Annotated in this window: 22 protein-coding genes; 4 read left to right on the top strand and 18 right to left on the bottom strand. The window is 60.6% G+C overall.

From position 1 onward, the window contains the following. Positions 1-137 precede the first annotated feature (137 nt). The 8 genes from AC1DHT_RS01120 to AC1DHT_RS01085 all read right to left on the bottom strand — a co-directional run bounded on the left by AC1DHT_RS01120 (position 138) and on the right by AC1DHT_RS01085 (position 9,887). Entirely contained in the window at positions 138-668 is a 531-nt protein-coding gene (locus tag AC1DHT_RS01120) for a hypothetical protein (protein ID WP_427533937.1), read from the bottom strand. A 140-nt stretch (positions 669-808) separates the two neighbouring features. Beyond that, positions 809-1,366 (bottom strand): phosphonate degradation HD-domain oxygenase, encoded by a 558-nt coding sequence (locus AC1DHT_RS01115; RefSeq protein WP_427546221.1) that lies wholly within the window; start codon positions 1,364-1,366, stop codon positions 809-811. Beyond that, positions 1,366-2,499 carry a TIGR03364 family FAD-dependent oxidoreductase gene (locus tag AC1DHT_RS01110; RefSeq protein WP_427546219.1) on the bottom strand — a complete coding sequence of 378 codons (1,134 nt, stop codon included), beginning with the start codon at positions 2,497-2,499 and terminating at the stop codon, positions 1,366-1,368. Before AC1DHT_RS01110 ends, AC1DHT_RS01115 begins: the two co-directional genes overlap by 1 nt. 117 nt (positions 2,500-2,616) lie before the next feature. Next, on the bottom strand, positions 2,617-3,642 hold the full coding sequence (locus AC1DHT_RS01105; protein WP_427546217.1) for a putative 2-aminoethylphosphonate ABC transporter substrate-binding protein: 1,026 nt from the start codon (positions 3,640-3,642) through the stop codon (positions 2,617-2,619). Between the two features lie 53 nt (positions 3,643-3,695). Then, the gene (locus tag AC1DHT_RS01100; protein WP_427546215.1) at positions 3,696-5,420 is read right to left on the bottom strand and encodes a putative 2-aminoethylphosphonate ABC transporter permease subunit; all 1,725 of its coding nucleotides are present in this window, start codon (positions 5,418-5,420) and stop codon (positions 3,696-3,698) included. After that, positions 5,420-6,496, bottom strand: a complete 1,077-nt coding sequence (locus AC1DHT_RS01095) for a putative 2-aminoethylphosphonate ABC transporter ATP-binding protein (RefSeq protein ID WP_442114408.1) — start codon at positions 6,494-6,496, stop codon at positions 5,420-5,422. The genes AC1DHT_RS01100 and AC1DHT_RS01095 overlap by 1 nt, the downstream gene beginning before the upstream one ends. A gap of 222 nt (positions 6,497-6,718) precedes the next feature. Then, positions 6,719-7,582: a LysR family transcriptional regulator gene (locus AC1DHT_RS01090; RefSeq protein WP_054594505.1), complete on the bottom strand. Its 864-nt coding sequence runs from the start codon at positions 7,580-7,582 to the stop codon at positions 6,719-6,721. Between the two features lie 16 nt (positions 7,583-7,598). Beyond that, the gene (locus tag AC1DHT_RS01085) at positions 7,599-9,887 is read right to left on the bottom strand and encodes a heavy metal translocating P-type ATPase (RefSeq protein WP_477748991.1); all 2,289 of its coding nucleotides are present in this window, start codon (positions 9,885-9,887) and stop codon (positions 7,599-7,601) included. 84 nt (positions 9,888-9,971) lie between these two features. On the opposite strand from AC1DHT_RS01085, the gene cadR reads away from it, so the two are divergent. After that, complete coding sequence (gene cadR / locus AC1DHT_RS01080; RefSeq protein WP_427533924.1) at positions 9,972-10,421, top strand: Cd(II)/Pb(II)-responsive transcriptional regulator; 450 nt, start codon at positions 9,972-9,974, stop codon at positions 10,419-10,421. On the opposite strand, the gene AC1DHT_RS01075 is transcribed toward cadR, so the two are convergent. The 6 genes from AC1DHT_RS01075 to AC1DHT_RS01050 form a co-directional block, all read right to left on the bottom strand. After that, a complete protein-coding gene (locus AC1DHT_RS01075; RefSeq protein ID WP_427546208.1) occupies positions 10,418-11,599 on the bottom strand; it encodes an MFS transporter in 1,182 nt (393 codons plus the stop codon). The two genes, cadR and AC1DHT_RS01075, sit on opposite strands and share 4 nt — an antisense overlap. Positions 11,600-11,649: 50 nt before the next feature. Beyond that, positions 11,650-12,246, bottom strand: coding sequence for an undecaprenyl-diphosphatase (locus AC1DHT_RS01070; protein ID WP_427546206.1), 597 nt, complete (start codon positions 12,244-12,246; stop codon positions 11,650-11,652). Positions 12,247-12,434: 188 nt separating this feature from the next. After that, on the bottom strand, positions 12,435-12,638 hold the full coding sequence (locus AC1DHT_RS01065; RefSeq protein WP_019694124.1) for a co-regulatory protein PtrA N-terminal domain-containing protein: 204 nt from the start codon (positions 12,636-12,638) through the stop codon (positions 12,435-12,437). 183 nt (positions 12,639-12,821) lie between these two features. After that, on the bottom strand, positions 12,822-13,793 hold the full coding sequence (locus AC1DHT_RS01060; RefSeq protein ID WP_427546204.1) for a thymidylate synthase: 972 nt from the start codon (positions 13,791-13,793) through the stop codon (positions 12,822-12,824). Between the two features lie 65 nt (positions 13,794-13,858). After that, entirely contained in the window at positions 13,859-14,674 is an 816-nt protein-coding gene (gene lgt, locus AC1DHT_RS01055; RefSeq protein ID WP_427546202.1) for a prolipoprotein diacylglyceryl transferase, read from the bottom strand. Positions 14,675-14,770: 96 nt separating this feature from the next. After that, positions 14,771-15,553, bottom strand: a complete 783-nt coding sequence (locus AC1DHT_RS01050; RefSeq protein ID WP_054594512.1) for a sulfite exporter TauE/SafE family protein — start codon at positions 15,551-15,553, stop codon at positions 14,771-14,773. A gap of 122 nt (positions 15,554-15,675) precedes the next feature. On the opposite strand from AC1DHT_RS01050, the gene AC1DHT_RS01045 reads away from it, so the two are divergent. Next, a complete protein-coding gene (locus AC1DHT_RS01045) occupies positions 15,676-16,422 on the top strand; it encodes an NRDE family protein (protein WP_427546200.1) in 747 nt (248 codons plus the stop codon). A gap of 130 nt (positions 16,423-16,552) precedes the next feature. Here AC1DHT_RS01045 and ptsP read toward each other — a convergent pair whose 3' ends face one another. After that, a complete protein-coding gene (gene ptsP, locus AC1DHT_RS01040; RefSeq protein ID WP_429538859.1) occupies positions 16,553-18,832 on the bottom strand; it encodes a phosphoenolpyruvate--protein phosphotransferase in 2,280 nt (759 codons plus the stop codon). A gap of 22 nt (positions 18,833-18,854) precedes the next feature. Beyond that, positions 18,855-19,334 carry an RNA pyrophosphohydrolase gene (locus AC1DHT_RS01035; RefSeq protein ID WP_008064982.1) on the bottom strand — a complete coding sequence of 160 codons (480 nt, stop codon included), beginning with the start codon at positions 19,332-19,334 and terminating at the stop codon, positions 18,855-18,857. A gap of 144 nt (positions 19,335-19,478) precedes the next feature. On the opposite strand from AC1DHT_RS01035, the gene AC1DHT_RS01030 reads away from it, so the two are divergent. Next, entirely contained in the window at positions 19,479-20,135 is a 657-nt protein-coding gene (locus AC1DHT_RS01030; RefSeq protein WP_427546626.1) for a histidinol-phosphatase, read from the top strand. Between the two features lie 135 nt (positions 20,136-20,270). On the opposite strand, the gene AC1DHT_RS01025 is transcribed toward AC1DHT_RS01030, so the two are convergent. Beyond that, positions 20,271-20,696 carry a DUF2269 family protein gene (locus AC1DHT_RS01025; RefSeq protein ID WP_427546629.1) on the bottom strand — a complete coding sequence of 142 codons (426 nt, stop codon included), beginning with the start codon at positions 20,694-20,696 and terminating at the stop codon, positions 20,271-20,273. A gap of 39 nt (positions 20,697-20,735) precedes the next feature. Further along, a complete protein-coding gene (gene ilvA / locus AC1DHT_RS01020; protein WP_427532622.1) occupies positions 20,736-22,250 on the bottom strand; it encodes a threonine ammonia-lyase, biosynthetic in 1,515 nt (504 codons plus the stop codon). A gap of 145 nt (positions 22,251-22,395) precedes the next feature. Here ilvA and rpiA point away from each other — a divergent pair, with 145 nt between their 5' ends. Then, positions 22,396-23,070 (top strand): ribose-5-phosphate isomerase RpiA, encoded by a 675-nt coding sequence (rpiA, locus tag AC1DHT_RS01015; RefSeq protein ID WP_427546632.1) that lies wholly within the window; start codon positions 22,396-22,398, stop codon positions 23,068-23,070. Positions 23,071-23,074 lie beyond the last annotated feature (4 nt).

The following is a 23,074-nucleotide window of genomic DNA, read 5'->3' as shown; positions in this document are numbered from 1 at the left end:
GTCCGTAAGGATTTTCCTCAGTTGACGTCTGTTTGCGGGAAAACATCGATGGGGTATAAAAAATGCGGCTTCGGACAAAGCCGGAGCCGCATCAATGATGCTTCAAGGCGACGTTGAAAACGCTGCCAGTCGACCGATCATTTCCATTTGAACTTCAAATACTCGTTACTCAGCAACGTGACCTGTTTCTGATCCACCGCATCGATATCGCCATCATTGTCGACATCAAAATGCACGAGCCAATCCAGCTTCCCGTCATTGTTGGTGTCATAAGCCGACGCGGTATAGACGATGGAGTTATCTGTCGGCTCGCCCTCACCCTCATGAAAGTGCAAACGGACCGTATCGGGGGAGCCGTCCTGAGCAAAGTCCTCGACAAAAATCTTCAGGTAGCGCGTTGAGGTTTCGCCTGGATTGAACCAGTTCAGTTGCAAAAAGGCATCTGCGAACTTCTTGAGCAACCGTTCATCCTTGGTGTTCTCTTTACCGTCGTTATTGACGTCGCCAACCTGAAAATCAACCTTGCCATCTGCAGTGATATCCAGTGCGTACGCCTTGTGAATCAGTTTGTCTTCGCCATTTTTCACTGCTTCAAAAAAATGCAGGAGGACCGTGTCTGCACGATGATTGCCGCTGCGATCCTGAGCGGTAATTTTTAAGTAACGCATGGTTGTTCCTCTGACGCGAAAGGGTCAGCAAAGCTAGACAGCCCCTGGCGAAGCGACTAGCCAGCCTCGTCCTGATATCTCGTAGGAAACGTCTCGATTTGCTGACTTCCACCATTCCCTCCGCAAAATCCAAACAAGGGTCAGAACGCCAACACTCTCAAAGCCTTTGCCTTCAATACCTCCAGATCAATCACCGGCACCCGCATCTCTTTCGCCTGCTCGTCCCACCGGCGCATCCGCAGGCTGATCGCACACAACGGATCGCGCTCAAACGCCTGCACCTCTTCAGCCGTCATTACCCCGCCCTGATATGCCAGCGTGCGCCGACTGGCCTCGCTCAAGCGTTCGTAGTACCCCGGTTCTTTGAACGTCAGATAACGCTTGGCCTGAACGTGGTACTCCACCAGCCGTGCCAGACGCTCGCCAAAACCCAACCGGCGCAAGTAATCGGCGCCGAGGCATTCATGGCTGACCACACCAAAGCCGCCCATGTTTTCGGCGTTCTCGGCGCACAGATGTCCGATGTCATGAAAGAACGCGGCCAGCACCACTTCATCGTCGAAGCTTTCGGCCATGGCCAGTTCAGCGGCCTGGGACATGTGCTCGATCTGCGACACTGGCTCACCGATGTAGTCGCTATCACCGAAGCGCTCGTACCAGCCGAATACTTCAGCAATCACTTGTTCATTGCGGCCCATCAATGTTCTCCCAGCAAGGTCCTGATGTTGCGCTCAGCCATCGCCGGCCCGACGCTCATGCCGACGCCCGTGTGCATCAACGCGGCATGCACGCCCGGTGCGGCCTGCAGGAACGAAAACGGCTGTGCTCCGCGAGCGCCATAGACGCCCTGCCACCGCTCGACCACCTGCACCTTGCAGCCCAGGGTTTGTTCGGCCAGTTCGATCAGCCAGTTATCGACCTGTTCAGCATTGAACGGTGAAGGGTCGCTGCCGTAATGGTGAGAATCACCGATGATCAGTTCGCCGTGCGGCGTCGGGCTGATCAACAGGTGAATACCGTGTTCGTGCAAGTGCGGCGCCTCACGCAGAATCTGCGCCTGCACTGGCGCAGCTTCCGGCAAATCGGCGAAGGCGCCGTAATGCACGCAACTCAATCCGGTGAGCAGCGCATGTTGCAAATTGAGGTTGATTTGCGGCCGCGCGCGGAGCATTTGCAGACGGCAGATCTGCGGCTTGAGCGCAGCGATAGGCTCGGCCAGCAGGGTCTGATAATCGTGGCCGGAGCAGACGATGATCTGCTCCCCCGTAAAGCTGCCGGCGGTGCTGTGCACACGACCGGGTTCAATGTCGCGCACCAGGGTGGAAAAGTGAAACTCCACGCCGAGGTCGCGACGCAGGTAGTCGATCAACACTGGAATCGCTTCGCGCGAATACAGTTGCTGGTCATCCAGACCATGCAATGCCGCGCGGTGATGACGGAACTGGCCGCCGTACACATCGCCCAATGCGGCGCCGCGCAACAGCTCGACGCGATAACCGTGTTCGATCGCGCGGCCGGCGCAGAAGGCTTCCAGCAGTTGCTCTTCAGCTTCGGTGCGAGCAAACAGATACGAACCGTTGCGCTTGAGCTGCAAGCCCGCGAACTGCGCCCATTGGCCCCAGATTTCGCGGCTGGCCCTGGCCAGTTCGAGCATCTGCCCCGGCGGCTGGCCGGTGACCAGCGCCTGGCCAAAGTTGCGTACCGAGGCGCCCAAAGGCGTGGCGCTGCGCTCGAAGACCTTGACCTTGAGCCCGCGCCTGGCCGCCGCATAGGCGTGGGACAGGCCGAGGATGCCGGCGCCGACGATCAATATGTCGCTGTGGTGAGTCATGGAGATATGTCCTGGGTTCGAGACCGCTATCGCGAGCAGGCTCGCTCCCACAGTTGACCGCGTTCCCCTGTGGGAGCGAGCCTGCTCGCGATGAGGCCCTATCAGCCGATGAAGATCTTACTTGGCGACCACCTTCTCGGATTTGCCGTCATAGCGCTTGCGCCACTCGCTGAGGATTTCGTCGCGGTTTTTCGAGGCCCAGGCGAAGTCGTTCTTGATCAGGCGTTGCTCGTAGTCGGCCGGCAGTTCGGTCTGCGGCTTGGCGATGCCAGGCTGGGCGAGGACTGCGAAGTTTTCTTTGTACAGTTCCATCGCCGCGGGGCTTGCGGAGAAGTCCGCAAGTTTCTTCGCCGCGTCTTCATGTGGCGTGCCTTTGATTACGGCGGTGGCTTCGATTTCCCAGCCCAGGCCTTCCTTCGGCAGGACGATGTCCAGCGGCGCGCCCTGGCGCTTCAACTGCACGGCCGGGTATTCAAACGAGATACCAATCGGGAATTCGCCGGCAGCCGCGAGCTTGCACGGCTTGGAGCCGGAGTGAACGTACTGGCCGATGTTCTGGTGCAGTGCGTCCATGTACTGCCAACCCTGCTTCTCGCCGAAGGTTTGCAGCCAGGCGCTGACGTCGAGGAAACCGGTGCCGGACGACGCCGGGTTCGGCATGACGATCTTGCCCTTGTATTCAGGCTTGGTCAGGTCCTGCCAGCTCACCGGCTTGCTCAGGCCCTGTTTCTCGGCTTCGACGGTGTTGAAGCAAATGGTTGCAGCCCACACGTCCATGCCGACCCAGGCTGGCGGGTTGGCAGCGTCGCGGTAGTTGCTGCCGATCTTGCCGAGGTCCTTCGGCGCGTAGCTTTGCAGCATGCCTTGCTGATCGAGAATCGCCAGGCTGGACGCTGCCAGACCCCAGACCGCGTCAGCCTGCGGTCGGGCTTTTTCGGCCAGCAGTTTGGCGGTGATGATCCCGGTGGAATCGCGCACCCACTTGATCTCGACGTCCGGGTTGGCCTTTTCAAATGCTTCTTTGTAGGTCTTCAGTTGTTCGGCTTCGAGGGCGGTGTAGACCGTCAACTCGGTTTTCGCCGCGAAGGCGTTCAGGCTGAAAGCGGTGAGGACAGCAGCGGCCAGGGCCATAGGCTTGAACATGTCTTTTTCCTTTTGTTTACCGGCAGTTGAGTTCAGGTTTGCGGGATTGGAAATCAGCAACCGGGCGCGCTTTGCCGCCAGGCCTGGGAGCGGCGCAGCAAGCCGCGCGAGGCCCAGGCCAGGAGCAGGGAAACGCCCGCCGAGGTGAACAGAATCAGGGTCGACATGGCCGCTGCGCCGCCGACGTTGCCGGCGTCGTCCATGTTCAACACCGCCACCGCTGCGAGGATGGTGTCGGGGCTGTAGAGGAAAATCGCTGCCGACACCGTGGTCATCGCCGAGACGAACAGGTAGCGCACGATGTCCAGCAGCGCCGGCAGGCAGATCGGCACGGTGACGCGCAGGTAGTGGCGGTACAGCGGCGCCTTGAGCGACAGCGCGGCGGCTTCGAACTCGGCGTCGAGCTGGCGCAATGCGGTGGTGGCGGTCATTTGCGCGGTGGTCAGATAGTGCGCAATGGTGCAGACCACCAGCAGGGTCATGGTCCCGTAGAACACGTGCAGCGGGTTGCCGGTGAGGTTGAAGAAGAACACGTAGCCCAGGCCCAGCACCAAACCCGGCACCGCCATCGGCACGAAACTGAGCATGCGCAGCATAAGGTTCAGGCCGCGCTGGCCACGGGTTTTCTCCATCAGATAGGCACCGGTAAAAATCAACCCGCTGCCGATCAACGCCGTGCACAAGGCCATTTTCACGCTGTTGCCGTAAGCCAGCCAGCCGCCACCGGCAGTGTCGCCGAACTGATAGTGATTGAGCGACAGCGACAGGTTGTACGGCCAGAACTTCACCAGCGACGAGTACACCGCCATGCCGAACACCAGCACCAGCGCGGCGCAGATCAGCAACACGATGGTCAGGTAGCAACCGTCCCGCAGCCGCGACGGCGCCGGTTGAAAGACTTGCGCCCGCCCGCTCATGGAGTCGCCATGCCGACGACGCAACCACGCGTCGACGCCGAAGCTGAACAGCGCTGGCAGCAGCAACACCATGCCGATCAACGCACCGCGACCGAATTGCTGCTGGCCAACCACGGCTTTGTAGGCCTCCAGCGCCAGCACTTGATAATCGCCACCGACCACCACCGGCACACCAAAATCGGTGATGGTCAGGGTGAACACCAGGCAGAACGCGGCGAACACCGCTTGCCGGGTCGCCGGCCAGGTAATGCTGCGAAACGCCTTGGCGGGGCTGGCGCCCATGCTCGACGCGGCGTCGAACAAGCGCGCATCGGCTAGTGACAATGCCGAGAGCAGAATCATCAGGGCGTGGGGAAAGGTGTAAATCACTTCGCCGAGGACAATGCCCCAGAAGCCGTAGATGTTGTCCGACAGCAGCCCGCGCAACAGGCCCTGATTGCCGAACAGGTACACGAGCGCAATACCGGGCAGCATCGACGGTGCCATCAATGGCAACAACGATATGCCGCGCCAGATCGCCTTGCCGGGAATCAGTGTGCGTTGCAGCGCGTAGGCAAACAGGTAGGCCAGCGGTACGACAATGGCCGCCACGCTGAGGGAAACCTTCAGGCTGTTGCCCAGCAACCAGTGGAAGTTGTCGCTGGTCAGCAGTTCGCCGGCAGCAACCAGACCACCGCCCTGCCCGGCGTCGTTGCTGAAGCCGCGCCAGAAGATCGCCAGCAACGGCATCAACACCGCGACGCTGAGCAGGCACAGCAGCAAGACTTTGCCACCCACCACGAACACCCAGTCACCGATTTCGGCACGGGAACTCTGTCGAACCTGCTTGTGCGGTATCGGCAGGGCGATCGGCGTGCTCATCAGGCAAACACCTGCAAACTGCGCGGCGGCAAGGCGACCATGATGTCCTGCGCGCCGAGGCGTGGCATGGCTTCAGGCGCCAGTTCGGCGAGCAGCGCATGGCCCGGCAGTTGGTTCAACTCGAAGCTCATCCGGCAGCGATTGCCGAGAAAGGTGATCTCGCGGACCTTGGCCGGGAACAGGTTTTCCTCGTGCACCGGCGGGTTGATGCTGATCGCTTCCGGGCGACAGAACAGTCGGCCCGATGCGGCTTTGCCGGAGTTGTCGGCCAGGCGCACATTCATCCCGCCGACCTGCGCGTGACTGTCGCTGCTGCGCTGGAACGGCAGCCAGTTGCCCTGCCCGACGAACTCGGCAACAAATGGCGTGGCCGGACGATTGTAGATTTCCTGCGGCGTGGCGTACTGCTCGACCTTGCCGTTGTTCATCACGGCGATGCGGTCGGCCATCAACATGGCCTCGTCCTGGTTGTGGGTGACCATCAAGGTGGTAATACCGAGGCTGCGCTGCAATTGGCGCAACTCGGTGCACAGGTGCTCGCGGACCCGGGCATCGAGGGCCGACATCGGTTCGTCCAGCAACAACAGCGACGGTGCCGGCGCCAGGGCTCGGGCCAGTGCCACGCGTTGTTGCTGACCGCCGGACAATTGGCCGGGGTACTTCTTTTCACTGCCGATCAGGCCCACCAGTTCGAGCATTTGCACGACGCGCTTGCGCACTTCCTCGCGGCCGCTGCCGGCCAGGCCGTAGGCAATGTTGGCTTCGACGGTGAGGTTGGGGAACAGCGCGTAGGACTGGAACAGAATGCCGTAGTCCCGAGCCTGTGGTGCCAGCAGGGAAACGTTCCGATCACCGAGGTACAACTCGCCACGATCCTGGCGTTCAAGGCCGGCGATGCAGCGTAGCAACGTGGTTTTGCCGCAGCCGGAGGGCCCGAGCAGGCACACCAGTTCACCCGCGGCGACATCCAGCGAAACGTTATCCAGCGCAGTGAACGCGCCGAAGCGTTTCTCGATACCACGTACCTTCATCGGCGCACCGGGGAAGACCTGGGCAGTTGCGTTCGGGTGGTTCATGGACGGACCTCATCAAGCAGATGAAGGCCATCCTAGGTGGGTAATGCGTCCGTCCTGTGGCAGCGAGGCAAAATCGGCCGATAGTGGTATTCGGGGATTTGGGTTCAAGTCATGTGTTGCATGGACTGACCCCATCGCGAGCAGGCTCGCTCCCACATGGGAACGCGATCACCTGTGGGAGCGAGCCTGCTCGCGATGAGGCCCGTACATTCGACGCATGTCTTAAGCCGGCGCCATTTCCTGCGCGAGTCCAAGAAACGCCGCCGGCAGGCGTGCGCCTTTGCGCTCTTTGAGGCAGTACAGATATTCAGGGATCTGCGGCGCATTTTCGATCGTCAGCACCCGCAATTGCGGGTCATGGGGCACTTCCTGACGGGCGATGATGCTGATGCCGATGTTGCGCAGCACCGCTTCACGAATCGACTCCCGGCTGCCGATCTCCAGCAACGGGCCGAAACTCACCCCAGCGGTTGCCAGCAACGCTTCAGTCAGACGCCGGGTGGTCGAGCCGCTTTCACGCATCAACAGGGTGTGTCCGACCAAGGCACTCAGCGGCACATGATCATGCACCGCCAGCGGATGGTTACGGTGCACCGCCAACACCAGTGGATCGCTGCCCAGCACGCGGCGGATCAATCGCGAGTCTTCGAGCAATTGCGATGATGCGGCGATGTCGACCCGGTATTCCTCAAGGGACTCGAGCACCTGTTGGGAGTTGCCGATTTCCACCGAGACTTCCACTTGCGGCAGGCGCTCGCGGAAGGTCTTCACCAGATCGAGAATGTAATACGGCGCAGTGGCGGCGATGCGCAGCACGCCTTGAACCTGGCCACTGTTGCGCAGGAAAAACTCGATATCGGCTTCCTGCTGCAACAGCGTTTTGACCATCGGTAGCAACCGTGCGCCATCCTCGCTGACCGTCAGCCGACGACCACCGCGATAGAACAATTCAACCGAGTACTGGCTTTCCAGATGACGAATCTGAGTGGTCACCGTGGGTTGGCTCAAGCCGAGCTTTTTCGCCGCGAGGGTAATGCTGCCCAATCGCGCGACCATGTAAAAAGCCTTCAGCTCGGCACTCAGCACTTAACCCTCGCATTGATTATTTGCGCAACAGGCGCAGACCGTTGAACACCACCAGCAGGGCCACGCCCATGTCGGCAAACACCGCCATCCACATGGTGGCGAGACCCACGAAGGTTACCCCAAGAAAGATCGCCTTGATGATCAACGCCAGGGCGATGTTTTGCGTGAGGATATTCGAAGTCTGCCGCGACAGCCGGATAAATGCCGGAATTTTGCGCAAATCATCGTCCATCAGGGCGACATCCGCGGTTTCAATCGCGGTATCGGTACCGGCCGCAGCCATGGCAAAACCGATCTGCGCACGGGCCAGCGCCGGCGCATCGTTGATGCCGTCGCCGACCATCCCGACCCGATGCCCCTTAGCGTACAAGCCTTCGATAGCCTTGAGCTTGTCGGTCGGCAGCAGGTCGCCTCGCGCCTCATCAATACCCACCTGAGCGGCAATTGCCCGAGCGGTGTGCGGGTTGTCGCCGGTCAGCATCAAGGTCTTGATGCCCAGTTCATGCAGCTGCCGGATAGCTTCGCGGCTGGAGGTCTTGACCGTATCGGCCACCGCGAACAGTGCCAACGGACCCGACCGGTCGAGCAACAGCACCACGGTCTTGCCCTGCTCTTCGAGGGCAAACAGTTTCTCTTCCAGCGCTGGCGAGCAAAGGCCCAGCTCTTCCACCAGGCGGTGATTGCCCAAGTGGTAAACCTGACCATCAATCTCACCGCGCACACCGCGACCGGTCAGCGCTTCGAAGTTATCCACAGCGAGCAACGTCAGCTGTTTATCCACAGCCGCGTTGGCGATGGCCAGCGATACCGGGTGATCGGAACGCCCGGCGAGGCTGGCGGCCAGAATCTGCGCAGTGTCTTCGACGGTCGGGTCCAGGGACAGATAATCGGTCTGTACCGGTTTGCCATGGGTGATTGTCCCGGTCTTGTCCAGCGCCAGGTAATCCAGTTCGTGACCACCCTCCAGGTACACGCCGCCCTTGATCAGGATACCTTTGCGCGCCGCCGCAGCCAGACCGCTGACGATGGTCACCGGAGTGGAAATCACCAGTGCGCAAGGGCACGCGACCACCAGCAGCACCAGGGCGCGATAAATCCAGTCGAACCAGACCGCGCCCATGAACAGCGGCGGAATAAGCGCCACGGCCAAGGCGAAGACGAACACCACCGGCGTGTAGATTTTCGAGAAGCGGTCGACGAACCGCTGGGTCGGCGCCCGTGCGCCCTGGGCGGCTTCGACGGCATGAATGATCCGCGCCAGGGTCGAGTTGTCGGCAGCGGCCGTCACTTTGAACTCCAGGGAACCTGCCTGGTTAATGGTCCCGGCGAAGACCTTGTCGCCAACGGTTTTCTCGACAGGCAGGCTTTCACCGGTAATCGGCGCCTGGTCTATGGTCGAGCTGCCGGACAGCACTTCGCCGTCCAGGCCAATCCGCTCGCCGGGACGAACCCGCACCCGCGCACCGAGATCGATACTTTTAGCTTCACGCTCGATCCAGCTTCCGTCTTCCTGCTGCACCGTGACCTTTTCCGGGGTCATCTGCATCAGCCCGCTGATTGCATTGCGCGCGCGGTCCAGGGATTTGGCTTCGATCAGCTCGGCGACGGTGAACAGGAACATCACCATCGCCGCTTCCGGCCACTGGCCGATCAACACTGCACCGGTCACCGCGATGCTCATCAGCGCGTTGATGTTCAAGTTGAGGTTCTTCAGGGCAATCCAGCCCTTTTTGTAAGTGCCCAAACCGCCGCTGAGGATCGAGATCAGCGCAACGATCGCCACTACCCAGGTCGGCGCGGCGCTGGTGAAGTGAATCACCTCGGCCGCCAAAGCACCGACACCTGATACTGCTAACGGCCACCAGGGCTTTTTCACTGGAGCCGGACGGCTGTCATTCGCCTTGGCGCCCTCCTCGATCGGCTCGGCCAGCATGCCGATGGACTTGATGGCGTCGATAATCGGCACGGTGCTCGGCAGGTCATGGGTGACGCCGAGTACGCGGTTGATCAGGTTGAACTCCAGTTGCTGCACACCCGCAAGCTTGCCGAGCTTGTTCTGGATCAGCGTCTGCTCGGTCGGGCAATCCATGGCGTCGATGCGAAACCGGCTCAGGCGCGCGCCGTCGGTCGGCGTTTCACTGAGCTTGATCAATGAAGGCGCTGCGGCGCTGGAACAGCAAGAGCCGCCGCCACTTGCGTGATCGTGTTTCTGAACCGGCTGAAGCTTTTGCCCGTGGCTGTGATCGTGATCGTGATCGTGATCGTGATCAGCGTGGGGTTTGTGGGTGTGCTGGGAGTCGCTCATAAGTTCGCGTCCAAAAAGTGCCTGTTGCCAAGTAAAGACCCTGTAGCCACTATAGGGTCAAGCAACCTTTTGGAGACTGGCGCAATGAAGATCGGTGAACTGGCGAAACTGACCGACTGCCAGGTCGAAACCATCCGCTACTACGAGCGCGAAGGTCTGTTGCCGGAACCGGCCCGCAGTGAAGGCAATTACCGTTTGTACACTCAGGCCCACACCGAGCGCCTGACCTTCATCCGTAACTGCCGCACCCTCGACATGACCCTCGAAGAAATCCGCAGCCTGCTCAGCCTGCGCGACAGCCCGCAGGATCAATGCGAAAGCGTCAACGCGCTGATCGACGAGCACATCCACCACGTCAAGGCACGGATCGACGGCCTGCTGGCCTTGCAGGCACAACTGCTGGAACTGCGCCAAAGCTGCAGCGAACGGCCGGATATCGAGCAGTGCGGGATTTTGCAGCAGCTGGAAGTCAGCGGTGGCGTGGCGGCGAGCGAAGCCGAGCATTCCCATGTCGGCCGAAGCCACGGGCATTAAGCCGCCCGGCGTAGCAGCAGCAAAAGCATGGCTAACGCGGCCAGCACCGCTCCGGTGATGAACGTGCTTTGCGCCCCGACGGTTTGCCACAGCCAGCCGGCGAGAACACTGGCGATCAACAGGCAAATGCCGCTGAGCAAATTGAAAATACCGAACGCCGTGCCCTTCAGCTCGTCGGGGGCCGTGTCCGCAACCAGTGTGGCGAGGATGCCTTGGCTGAAACCCATGTGCAGTCCCCACAGGGCTACGCCCAGCATCATTGTCAGGGGCGAATGGCTTTGCGCGAGCACCAGATCCGCCAGCACCAACAGCGCCATACCGAGGCAAAGCAGTTTAGTGCGACTGATGCGATCGGACAGCCAACCGGCCGGGTACGCGGACAGCGCATAGAACACCGACATGACCACCATCACCAGCGGCACCCAGGTGGCAGACAAACCGGTCTGCTGCGCCCGCAACACCAGAAATGCTTCGCTGAAGCGCGCCAGCGTAAACACCCCACCCACAATGACCACCCACCAGTACCCGGACGAGAAGTCGTGAAGGACTCGCCAATGAATGGGCGATCGAAAGGTGTGCTTGCCAACAGCGTGTTCAGGCTCTTTTACACCGGTGACAATCAGCGCCACCGCGATGACCGCCGGGATCACCGCGAACCAGAGTACAAGCTGGATATCAGCGAGCCAGAGCATCAGCACGATGGCCAGCGCAGGGCCGACAAAGGCGCCGACCGTGTCCATCGACTGGCGCAAACCGAAACAGGCACCGCGAATTTCCAGTGGAGCGACATCCGCCACCAGGGCATCGCGCGGCGAGCCGCGAATGCCTTTGCCGATACGATCGAGAAAGCGCGCGGTGAACACCACATCCACCGAGTGAGCCAGCGGGAACAGCGGTTTGGACAACGCTGCCAGACCGTATCCCACTAACAGCAAGCCTTTGCGTCGACCGATAAAGTCGCTGATCGCACCCGAAAAGACTTTGACGACCATCGCCGTCGCCTCTGCGATGCCTTCGATCACCCCGACGGTCAGCGCGCTCGCGCCCAGGGTCGTGACCAGAAACACCGGCAGCAGGCTGTGCACCAGTTCGGACGAAACATCCATGAACAGGCTGACAAAGCCCAAGGCCCAAATGGTTCGCGGAATACGAAGAGACTCCGATCCGACCTGATTCACGTGTTCATCCTGTCGTGCTCCAGGGCCTTATCGAAGGCGATGACCGAGCCCTATAAGTGACTATTGCGCCGAGCGAGTGCCGGTAGTACTCGCAGGTACAGGCGCTCCAAAACGTCGAGCAGGGGCTCACCCAGTTGCCTCCAGTCCAGCACCTGTTTGACCAGCCAGGCGCTGATCAGCGAAACCAGGAACGACCCGGCGATATCGAATGGAAAGTGCACGCCCAGGTAGACACGCGCCCAGCCAACCAACGCCCCCAGCAGCAAAACCAGCAGGCCCAACTTGCGCAGCGAGGCCAGTATCAACCCAAAGGCTAGCGCAAACATCACCGTTGCGTGGTCGCTGGGAAAAGATGATTCAGCGGTATGCGCCAGAAAGTTTTGCCCCAGCCCAAGCATAAAGGGACGTGGGTGGAACCAAAGGCTGCTGATCAGCAGATTGCAGCCCAGCGCGAAGACAATACTCAGCGTCGCAGTGAGCGCCACCGCCCGCTGCCGGCGTGCGCCTTGCAACCACAACCCGGCCAGCAAAAGCGGTACACAGAAGATCAGCCACTGCGCCAGAAACATCGCCAAGGACCGCATGGGCGCCGAGGCATCTGCGCTGGCGTTGATCGCCAGGAACAGGCTGCGATTGAGTTCTTCCACACATAGACGCCATTCAGGTCATCAGAAATCCCCGCACCGCGATCACACGCTGAGCGGCCCCTATCCTACGAATTTCAATCGCCCGGACAGTCGGAGTACCCCGCCATCCGGGCTTCAGGCGTTTGACACCTGTTTTGCCACAAGTTCTGCTGCCACACGGCACGTCAGCAACTGGGTAAAAGCCGCCGTCAATTCGAGCGTTCGACAGTGTCGGACTGGGCTTTCTGACTGCTCGCCACAGCCTGCGCATGTTCAGACTGCTGATAGTGAACCATCGCCACATCACGCGCGGCGTCCATTCGGGCCTGGACCTTGTCGCCGCCGCCTTCTGCCATCGCAGCCACAGAAGCGCACATCAGGGAAACGACCAAAAAAGCTTTCAGGGATTTCATCGGGAACTCTCCAGTAGTTGGGTTCTGCCAGACCCTGTATTGGCCTGACTGGAGCTCATCCTATAGGGCGCTATTTATCGGCCCTTTCCCCGGGAGATGAATTTTCTGACATGTAGACTTTTAGATTCGCGGTGCTGACGCTTGATCGTTCCCACGCGTGGGAACGATCAGGGCTGGAGGTATTCAGACCGCCATTGGCGCGGTCATTGGGGCGTGGTGCTCATAACCTTCCAGCGAAAAGTCGCTCGGCTCGATCTGTTCCAGCCACTCCGGCTGATACACGCCGGTCTTGGCGAACTCCGGCACACGGTCGGAAATCACCAGTTTTGGCATCGGGAACGGCTCGCGCTTGAGCTGTTCGTTGAGCATGTCCAGGTGGTTTTCGTAGACATGGGCGTCACCGATGAAATAGGTGAACCAGCGCGGCGTGTAACCGGTCAGGCGACCGATCAGGCTCAGCAGCGCGGCACCTTCGGTGAGGTTGAACGGCGTGCCCAGGCCCAGGTCGTTGGAGCGGATGTAGAGCGTCAGGGAGATCTCTTTGGTCTCGATGTTCGGGTGGAACTGATACAGCAGATGGCACGGCGGCAGGGCCATTTCATCGAGCTGGGCGCAGTTCCAGCCGTGGAACAGGATACGCCGGCTGCCCGGGTCCTTGATGATAGTGTCGACGCACTGGCGAATCTGGTCGATTGCCTTGTACAGCACTACATAGGCCTGGCCGTCTTCTTCACCTTCAGCGATCTGCCGATAACCCTGGCTCAACGTCTGTTCGATAGCGGCCTGATTGCTGACCGGGATCTGCTTGTACGCCGGCCACTTGCGCCATTGCACGCCGTAGATCTCGCCCAGGTCGTCTTCGCCCTGACGGAACGGGTTGGCCAGCCACTGGGCGTTTTCATTGGCATTCTGGTCCCAGACCTTGCAGCCCAATGCCCGGAACTCCGCCGCGTTGTTCACGCCCCGCAGGAAACCGACCATCTCGCCGATGGCCGATTTGAACGCCATCTTGCGGGTAGTGATCGCCGGGAAACCTTCCTTCAGGTCATAGCGCAGCATCGCGCCGGGAAAGCTGATGGTGTTCACGCCGGTACGGTTGGCTTGCTTGGTGCCGTTCTTGATGACGTGGGCGACCAGATCGAGATATTGCTTCATGAGTTACCTGTGTCCTTGAACCCGGGACCAAAGCCCCGGGATTCGAATGTAGAGCGCGACGGCTCTTAAGCAGTCGGGGCAACCGGAGCCGCCGGAGCACGGTGATAAGCCAGCCAGATCAGGAACAGACCGGCAAGGATCATCGGTACGCAGAGGACCTGGCCCATGGTCAGCCAGTTCCAGGCCAGATAGCCCAGTTGCGCGTCCGGCACGCGGACAAATTCGACGATGAATCGGAAAATACCGTAGAACAGCGTGAACATCCCGGACACGGCCATGGTCGGCCGCGGCTTGCGCGAGAACAACCAGAGGATCAGGAACAGCGCCACGCCTTCCAGCGCAAACTGATACAGCTGCGACGGGTGACGCGGCAGCTGTGCCGGGTCGCTGAACGGCGGGAAGATCATTGCCCACGGCAGGTCGGTCGGCTTGCCCCACAACTCGGCGTTGATGAAGTTACCGATACGCCCGGCCCCCAGGCCGATCGGCACCATCGGTGCGACAAAATCCATCAGCTGGAAGAACGACTTGCCATTCTTTCTGCCGAACCACAGGGCCGCCAGCATCACGCCGATGAACCCGCCATGGAACGACATGCCGCCCTTCCACACTTCAAAAATCAGCGTCGGGTTGGCCAGGTAAGCACTCAGATCGTAAAACAGCACATAGCCCAGTCGGCCGCCGACAATCACACCCATCGACATCCAGAAGACCATGTCGGAGAGTTTCTCCTTGGTCCAGGTCGGGTCGAAACGGTTCAACCGTCGCGACGCCAGCAGCCAGGCGCCGCCGATGCCAATCAGGTACATCAGGCCGTACCAGTGGATTTTCAGCGGGCCGATGGCCAGGGCCACCGGGTCAATCTGCGGGTAAGGCAGCATTGCGACTCCTCGTTAGAGTTGAAACGTAAAATTCCTGCGCGACCGTGCCACGCCTGGATTAAGCCAGGATTGCGTCGCTGCTCCCGGCAAAAGAGCTCAAAGCAAAAAGCTCAAACCCACGCAAAACAGCAACGCGGCAAACAGTCTTTTCAGCAACCGCGGTGACAGCTTGTGGGCCAGTCGCGCACCGATGCGGGCAAAGACCATGCTGGTCAGGGCAATGCCCAACAGCGCCGGTAAATAAATGAACCCGAGACTATGAGCCGGCAGACGTGGATCGTGCCAGCCCAAAATCATGAAACTTAATGCACTGACGAGCGCAATCGGCAGACCGCAGGCCGAAGAAGTGGCCACGGCTTGCTGCATCGGCACACTGCGCCAGGTCAGAAACGGCACCGTCAGCGAGCCCCCGCCGACCCCGAAAATCGCCGAAGCCCAGCCGATCACACTGCCGGCCAGGGTCAGGCCGAATTTGCCAGGCACCGTTCGGCTGGCCTTGGGCTTGACCTCCAGCGCCAGCTGCAAGGCAATGACCAACGCGAACACGCCGATGATCTTCTGCAAATGCGGTCCCGAGATGGCTTCGGCCGTCAGCGCGCCAAAACCCGCGCCGATCAGAATCCCGACAGTCATCCAGACAAAAATCGGCCAGCGCACCGCGCCTTTCAGATGATGTTCGCGCACTGCATTGACCGACGTGAAGATGATCGTCGCCAACGACGTGCCGACGGCCAGGTGAGTCAGCACCGACACATCAAAACCCTGCAAGGTGAAACTGAACACCAGTACCGGGACGATGATGATCCCGCCGCCCACCCCAAACAGCCCGGCCAGCACGCCGGCACAGGCCCCCAGCAGCAGATAGAGCGGAAATTCCATGACTGCACCCCGAAATAAGTGCGGCATGGTAACGGATGCATGGCCTCAAGCTCCACTGGATGGCGATGGATACCCGCCAGTTCTATGCGTAAAGTGGGCAAAAAGCCAAGAGGGATAACCCCATGTGCTTGATCGTCTTCGCCTGGCGGCCGGGTCATGCGACACCGCTGATCGTTGCGGCCAACCGCGACGAGTTTTATGCGCGCCCCAGCCTGCCGCTGGCGCAATGGCCCGAGACGCCAGAGGTGTACGCCGGACGCGACCTGGAAGCGGGTGGCACCTGGCTGGGCATTGGCGCCGACGGGCGCTTTGCCGCATTGACCAACATCCGCGACCCGCACCAGCCGCCGGCGCGCAAATCACGAGGCGAGCTGGTGGCAGGGTTTCTCACCGGCGACTTACCGGTTGATCAGTATTTGGCCGAGGTTGTCGACAGATCACCGGAATATGCCGGGTTTAATCTGCTGATCGGCAATCGTCATGAGCTGTGGCATTACAACGCGCGCACGCCTGGGCCAGGCAAACTGCAATCAGGCATCTATGGATTGTCGAATGCCGGGCTTGATACGCCGTGGCCGAAAGTGCTCAAGGCCAAGGCGGCGTTGAGTGAAGTCCTGGCCGACCCGCAGCCACAGGCCTTGCTGGCCCTTTTAGGCGACCCGCAAACAGCGCCATTCGCCGACTTGCCGGATACCGGGGTTGGTCTTGCGACCGAGAGTTTGTTGTCGAGCGTGTTTATAGCCAGCCCCACGTATGGCACGCGGGCGAGTACCGCGCTGATTGTGCGGGCGGACGGGACGCGGCATATGGTTGAACGAAGTTTCGGGCCGTATGGCGGGCATCTTGGGGAAGTGGAGATCAGGCTTTAGCTTTGTGCTGCCTGAACTGGCCTCATCGCGAGCAGGCTCGCTCCCACAGGGTTTTGTGTTGATCACAAAATAATGAACCTACACAAATCAATGTGGGAGCGAGCCTGCTCGCGATGAGGCCGTCAGCGCTTTAGAGAGGCTTGATCGCCGCCGGATTGATCATCCGCGCCAACCCAAGGTTCTTCAGCGCCAGTTGCAGCGAGCTGTGGATCACTTGCGGGTTGTCGATGGTCATCAGCTCGGCAAGCAGATCCCTGGCCCAGCTCAGGTTGACCTGGCGCAGCATCCACTTCACTTTCGGCAAGTTGGTGGCGTTCATCGACAGGCTGTCGAAGCCCATCGCCATCAACAGCACCGCCGCCGCCGGATCACCGGCCATCTCGCCACAGATACTCACCGGCTTGCCTTCGGCATGTGCATCGCGCACCACGTTTTGCAGGGCTTGCAGCACCGCCGGGTGCAGGTAGTCGTAAAGATCGGCCACCCGCGGGTTGTTACGGTCGACGGCCAGCAGGTATTGGGTCAGGTCGTTGGAGCCGACCGACAGGAAATCCACCTGCCGCGCCAGTTCCTTGGTTTGGTACACCGCTGCGGGAATCTCGATCATCACGCCAACTGGCGGCATCGGCACATCGGTGCCTTCGTCGCGCACTTCACCCCAGGCGCGGTGAATCAGGTGCAGGGCTTCTTCCAGTTCATGCGTGCCAGAGATCATCGGCAGCAAAATGCGCAGGTTGTTCAGGCCCTCACTGGCCTTGAGCATGGCGCGGGTTTGTACCAGGAAGATTTCCGGGTGGTCGAGGGTCACGCGAATCCCGCGCCAGCCGAGGAACGGGTTGTCTTCCTTGATCGGGAAGTACGACAGTGACTTGTCGCCGCCGATGTCCAGACTGCGCATGGTCACCGGTTGCGGGTGGAAGGCCGCGAGTTGCTCGCGATAAATCGCCAGCTGCTCCTTTTCGCTCGGGAAGCGCTGATTGATCATGAACGGCACTTCGGTGCGGTACAGACCCACGCCTTCGGCACCGCGCTTCTGCGCCCGCGCCACATCCGCCAACAGGCCGGTGTTAACCCACAGCGGCATGCGGTGACCGTCGATCGTCACGCATGGCAAGTCGCGCAGTGCATCCAGCCCCAGCGCCAGTTGCTTCTCTTCCTCGACCACGTCGGCGAACTGCTTGCGCAGCACGTCGCTCGGGTTGGTGTAGACCTCGCCGTGGTAGCCGTCGACGATCATCTGGATGCCGTCGACCTTGGAATACGGCAGGTCGACCAGGCCCATCACCGTCGGGATACCCATGGCTCGCGCCAGGATCGCCACGTGGGAGTTGCCGGAACCGAGTACCGACACCAAACCCACCAGCTTGCCTTCCGGCACCTCGCCGAGCATCGCCGGCGTCAGTTCTTCGCTGATCAGAATGGTGTTGTCGGGATAGACCAGCGTCTGCTGACGCTCTTCCTGCAGGTAAGCCAGCAGGCGTCGGCCAAGGTCCTTGACGTCCGAGGCACGCTCACGCAGGTAGGCGTCGTCCATCAATTCAAAACGGTTGACGTGATCGGTGACCACCTGACGCAGTGCGCCCTGGGCCCACTGGCCGGTCTTGATCACGGTGGTCACTTCGCTGCCCAGCGAAGCGTCGTCGAGCATCATCAGGTAGACGTCGAACAGCGCCCGCTCTTCCGGCCGCAATTGCGTGGCAAGCTTGGCGGACAGCGCACGCATGTCGGCGCGTACGCCTTCGATGGCGGTCTTGAACAGGCCCAGCTCTGCTTCGATATCAGCGATGGTCTTGTCAGGCACCACGTCCAGATCGGCCGGCGGCAACATGACCACCGCAGTACCGACCGCCGCACCGGGCGAGCCGGGTACGCCGACGAACTTTGCTTCCTGAATGCCCTTGCCCTGACGCCCCAGGCCACGGATCGAACCGGTGGCCTCGGCGTGGGCGATAACGCCCGCGAGCTGGGCGCTCATGGTCACCAGGAAGGCTTCTTCACCTTCGTCGAACTGGCGACGCTCTTTTTGCTGGATGACCAACACGCCGACAACACGGCGGTGGTGAATGATCGGGGCTCCGAGGAACGAGGCATAACGCTCTTCACCGGTTTCGGCGAAGTAGCGATAGCGCGGGTGATCCGCGGCGTTTTCGAGGTTGAGGGGTTCTTCACGCGTGCCGACCAGGCCAACCAGACCTTCGTTGGGCGCCATGCTGACCTTGCCGATCGAGCGCTTGTTCAAGCCCTCGGTGGCCATCAGCACGAAGCGGTTGGTTTCGGGGTCGAGCAGGTAGACCGAGCAGACCTGGCTGCCCATGGCCTCTTTGACGCGCAACACAATAATCCCCAACGCCGCCTTGAGATCCTTGGCGGAGTTAACTTCCTGGACGATCTTGCGCAGCGTATTGAGCATGGCTCGGGGTCGAACTCCGTCGTCAGTCGCGCGCTAAAAGGCGCGGGGCAAGCTCTTTGAGAGCGCGGCGGTAAACCTCGCGCTTGAATGTCACCACCTGGCCCAACGGATACCAATAACTGACCCAGCGCCAGCCATCGAACTCCGGTTTACCGGTCAAATCCATCCGCACCCGCTGCTCGTTGGAGACCAGGCGCAGGAGAAACCACTTCTGTTTCTGGCCAATGCACAGCGGTTGGCTGTGCGTTCTGACCAGGCGTTGCGGCAAACGATAGCGCAACCAGCCCCGGGTGCAGGCGAGAATTTCAACATCTTCGCGCTCCAGCCCCACTTCTTCGTTCAACTCGCGGTACAAGGCGTCTTCTGGCGTCTCCTGAGGGTTGATACCACCTTGAGGAAACTGCCAGGCATCTTGATTGATACGGCGAGCCCATAGCACCTGGCCGGCATCATTCGTGAGAATGATCCCGACATTGGGGCGGAAACCATCGGGGTCGATCACGGCAACAACCTCGCAAACGCATGTCGTCGCATTGTTCCACAAAGGTCGTGAAGGCGGCAACGAAGCTTCCTACGTTATGTGCACTCTTGTGAAAAGACCGTATTCTGGAGACCTTTTTACAGACTTTTCAGCGAGTAACTGCAAATGCGTCTGGCTTTATTCGACTTGGACAACACACTTTTGGGCGGCGACAGCGATCACGCGTGGGGCGATTACCTGTGCGAACGCGGCTTCCTCGATGCCGTCGCCTACAAAACGCGCAACGATGAGTTCTACCAGGACTACCTGGCCGGCAAGCTGGACCAGGCCGAGTACCTGAACTTTTGCCTGGAAATCCTCGGCCGTACCGAGATGACCCTGCTGGACGAATGGCACCGCGACTACATGCGCGACTGCATCGAGCCGCTCGTGTTGTCCAAGGGGCTCGAGTTGCTGGCCAGGCATCGGGCTGCCGGCGATAAACTGGTGATCATCACCGCCACCAACCGCTTCGTCACAGGTCCCATTGCCCAGCGCCTGGGCGTCGAAACCCTGATTGCCACCGAATGCGAAATGGTCGACGGCCGCTACACCGGACGCAGCACCGACGTGCCGTGCTACCGTGAAGGCAAGGTGACGCGCCTGAATCGTTGGCTGGAAGAGACCGGCATGTCGCTCGAAGACAGCTATTTCTATAGCGATTCGATGAATGACCTGGCATTGCTGGAGGAAGTGGCAAACCCGGTGGCCGTGGACCCGGACCCGAATCTGCGCGCCGAAGCACAGAAACGTGGCTGGCCGATCATGTCGTTGCGCGACTGAAATCGCCATCGTCGGAACGCCGCCCGGAGCAGGCTCGCTCCCACACTGGATCTCGCCGTTCACAAAATCTGTGTTCACTGAAGATCTAATGTGGGAGCGAGCCTGCTCGCGATGGGAACGACTCGGTTTCAATCCTTAAACCGGTTTCGCACCCATCAACCCGGCAATCGCGATAAAGCAGACAAAACTGAACACCGCCAAGGCAAACGTAAACTTGCCATTGCCACCCGGCGCAGTGCGCAGCTTGTTAAGCCGCACCAGCAGCCAGAACATCGCCAGCGCACCGACTGTGTAGATCACGCTGGACGCCAGAATCCACATCTGCCCCAGCGGCCAGCCCACCAGGTGCACCATCCACCATCCGGTGAACGGCATGCTCAGCAGCGCCAGGCCCATCACCAGCCAGACAAACACCCATGGCCGCTGCAACGTGCGCGCGTGCGCCGTCACATCGCCGTTACGGCGCGTGCGCCAGACCCAGATCGCCAGGCCCAGCGCACCGACCAGCAACAACACCGTTGCCAGGACATGCGCAACTTTCAGGGCGGTTAACGTTTCCATTGTTCGATTTCCTTATGGACTGACCAGCAGCGTAGACGCTCAGCCGAGGAACAGCTTATACGCCGGATTGTCGCTCTCATCCCAATACGGGTAACCGATTTCTGCCAGTGCCGCCGGCACCAGATGACGCTCTTCATGCGGCACTTGCAGACCGGCGACCACCCGACCATCGGCCGCGCCGTGGTTACGGTAGTGGAACATCGAGATATTCCAGCGCCCGCCGAGCTTGTTGAGGAAATTGAACAACGCTCCCGGACGCTCCGGGAACTCGAAGCGCAACACCACTTCATCGACGACATGCGCCGCACGACCGCCCACCATGTGGCGAATGTGCAACTTGGCCAGTTCGTTGTCGGTCAGGTCGAGCACCGGGAAGCCCTGCTCGGTCAGACTGGCGAGCAGCGCGCTGCGTGGATCGTTTTCCGGGTGCGTCTGCACGCCGACAAAGATGTGCGCTTCGCTGCCGGTGTTGTAGCGGTAGTTGAATTCGGTGATCTGGCGTTTGCCGATGGCTTCGCAGAACGCCTTGAAGCTGCCCGGCTTCTCCGGGATGGTCACGGCGATGATCGCTTCACGCCCCTCACCCAGCTCGGCGCGCTCGGCGACGTGGCGCAGGCGGTCGAAGTTGACGTTGGCGCCGGAGTCGATGGCCACCAGGGTCTGCCCGGTCACGCCATACAGCTCGACATACTTCTTGATCCCCGCTACACCCAAGGCGCCGGCAGGCTCGGTGATCGAGCGGGTATCGTCGTAGATATCCTTGATTGCCGCACAGATCTCGTCAGTGCTGACGGTGATCACTTCATCGACGTAATCCTTGCAGATGTCGAAGGTGTGCTGACCGATCTGCGCCACTGCCACGCCATCGGCAAAGAGCCCGACGGTCGGCAGAACCACGCGCTCACCAGCCGCCATGGCCGCCTGCAGGCAGTTGGAGTCGTCCGGCTCGACACCGATGATCTTGATCTCGGGCCGCAGGTACTTCACGTACGCGGCAATCCCGGCGATCAGGCCGCCACCGCCCACCGGGACGAAAATCGCATTAATCGGGCCCGGGTGCTGGCGCAGAATCTCCATCGCCACGGTGCCCTGCCCGGCAATCGTGTGCGGATCATCGTAAGGGTGGATGTAGACGTAGCCCTTTTCGTCGACCAGTTTCAGCGAGTAGGCCAGGGCTTCCGGGAAGGAATCACCGTGCAACACTACTTTGCCGCCACGCGAACGCACACCTTCAACCTTGATCTCGGGGGTGGTCTTGGGCATGACGATGGTCGCTTTCACGCCCAGCACTTTGGCCGCGAGCGCCAGGCCTTGCGCATGGTTACCTGCCGAGGCGGTGACCACGCCACGGGCGCGCTCTTCATCGCTCAATTGGGTCAGCTTGTTGTAAGCGCCGCGAATCTTGAATGAGAACACTGGCTGCAAGTCTTCGCGCTTGAGCCAAATAGTATTGCCCAGCCGCTCGGAGAGCTGGCGAGCAGTCTGCAATGGGGTTTCTACGGCAACGTCATAAACGCGCGAGGTGAGGATCTTTTTGACGTACTGTTCGAGCATCGGAAAGCATCACTGAGCGGGTTGGGCAGGGCCAAGGAGTCTAACCCGGCTTTTGCCCGTGCGACCACACGAATCCAGAGGATTTAGCCAGGCATGGGGCTATAATGCGGGCCTTTCGTTCCCCTTTTGGCACCTCGGAGCCCGCATGACCCAGGATCAACTCAAACAGGCAGTGGCCCAAGCCGCCGTCGATTTCATCCTTCCAAAACTCGACGACAAGAGCATCGTCGGGGTCGGCACCGGCTCCACCGCCAACTGCTTCATCGATGCACTCGCCCAACACAAGGGCGCGTTCGATGGCGCGGTTGCCAGCTCCGAAGCCACCGCCGCGCGCCTCAAGGCCCACGGGATTCCGGTGTATGAGCTCAACACCGTCAGCGACCTGGAGTTCTATGTCGATGGCGCCGATGAAAGCGACGAACACCTGAACCTGATCAAGGGCGGTGGCGCAGCCCTGACCCGCGAAAAGATCGTTGCTGCCGTGGCCAAGACCTTCATCTGCATCGCCGACGCCAGCAAACTGGTGCCGGTCCTGGGCACTTTCCCACTGCCGGTCGAAGTGATCCCGATGGCCCGCAGCCACGTGGCCCGCGAACTGGTGAAGCTGGGCGGCGATCCGGTTTACCGCGAAGGCGTGCTGACCGACAACGGCAACATCATCCTCGACGTCTACAACATGCAGATCACCAACCCGGTCGAACTCGAAACTCAAATCAACGCCATCGTCGGCGTGGTCACCAACGGCCTGTTCGCCGCCCGTCCGGCAGATTTGCTGCTGCTGGGCACCAGTGAAGGCGTGAAGACCCTGCGCGCCAAGTAAGGCG

The organism is Pseudomonas sp. 05N432 (assembly GCF_056396945.1).
This window is presented reverse-complemented; position numbering and strand designations above follow the sequence as displayed.

Excerpts from the sequence above, each read along its gene's own strand:
- cadR (WP_427533924.1), top strand. The coding sequence starts at position 9,972 with ATGAAGATCGGTGAACTGGCGAAACTGACCGACTGCCAGGTCGAAACC.
- rpiA (WP_427546632.1), top strand. The coding sequence starts at position 22,396 with ATGACCCAGGATCAACTCAAACAGGCAGTGGCCCAAGCCGCCGTCGAT.
- AC1DHT_RS01105 (WP_427546217.1), bottom strand. The coding sequence starts at position 3,642 with ATGTTCAAGCCTATGGCCCTGGCCGCTGCTGTCCTCACCGCTTTCAGC.
- AC1DHT_RS01100 (WP_427546215.1), bottom strand. The coding sequence starts at position 5,420 with ATGAGCACGCCGATCGCCCTGCCGATACCGCACAAGCAGGTTCGACAG.
- AC1DHT_RS01065 (WP_019694124.1), bottom strand. The coding sequence starts at position 12,638 with ATGAAATCCCTGAAAGCTTTTTTGGTCGTTTCCCTGATGTGCGCTTCT.
- AC1DHT_RS01050 (WP_054594512.1), bottom strand. The coding sequence starts at position 15,553 with ATGGAATTTCCGCTCTATCTGCTGCTGGGGGCCTGTGCCGGCGTGCTG.
- AC1DHT_RS01025 (WP_427546629.1), bottom strand. The coding sequence starts at position 20,696 with ATGGAAACGTTAACCGCCCTGAAAGTTGCGCATGTCCTGGCAACGGTG.
- AC1DHT_RS01045 (WP_427546200.1), top strand. The coding sequence starts at position 15,676 with ATGTGCTTGATCGTCTTCGCCTGGCGGCCGGGTCATGCGACACCGCTG.
- AC1DHT_RS01110 (WP_427546219.1), bottom strand. The coding sequence starts at position 2,499 with ATGACTCACCACAGCGACATATTGATCGTCGGCGCCGGCATCCTCGGC.
- ilvA (WP_427532622.1), bottom strand. The coding sequence starts at position 22,250 with ATGCTCGAACAGTACGTCAAAAAGATCCTCACCTCGCGCGTTTATGAC.
- AC1DHT_RS01115 (WP_427546221.1), bottom strand. The coding sequence starts at position 1,366 with ATGGGCCGCAATGAACAAGTGATTGCTGAAGTATTCGGCTGGTACGAG.
- AC1DHT_RS01085 (WP_477748991.1), bottom strand. The coding sequence starts at position 9,887 with ATGAGCGACTCCCAGCACACCCACAAACCCCACGCTGATCACGATCAC.
- AC1DHT_RS01030 (WP_427546626.1), top strand. The coding sequence starts at position 19,479 with ATGCGTCTGGCTTTATTCGACTTGGACAACACACTTTTGGGCGGCGAC.
- AC1DHT_RS01060 (WP_427546204.1), bottom strand. The coding sequence starts at position 13,793 with ATGAAGCAATATCTCGATCTGGTCGCCCACGTCATCAAGAACGGCACC.
- lgt (WP_427546202.1), bottom strand. The coding sequence starts at position 14,674 with ATGCTGCCTTACCCGCAGATTGACCCGGTGGCCCTGGCCATCGGCCCG.
- AC1DHT_RS01095 (WP_442114408.1), bottom strand. The coding sequence starts at position 6,496 with ATGAACCACCCGAACGCAACTGCCCAGGTCTTCCCCGGTGCGCCGATG.
- ptsP (WP_429538859.1), bottom strand. The coding sequence starts at position 18,832 with ATGCTCAATACGCTGCGCAAGATCGTCCAGGAAGTTAACTCCGCCAAG.
- AC1DHT_RS01120 (WP_427533937.1), bottom strand. The coding sequence starts at position 668 with ATGCGTTACTTAAAAATTACCGCTCAGGATCGCAGCGGCAATCATCGT.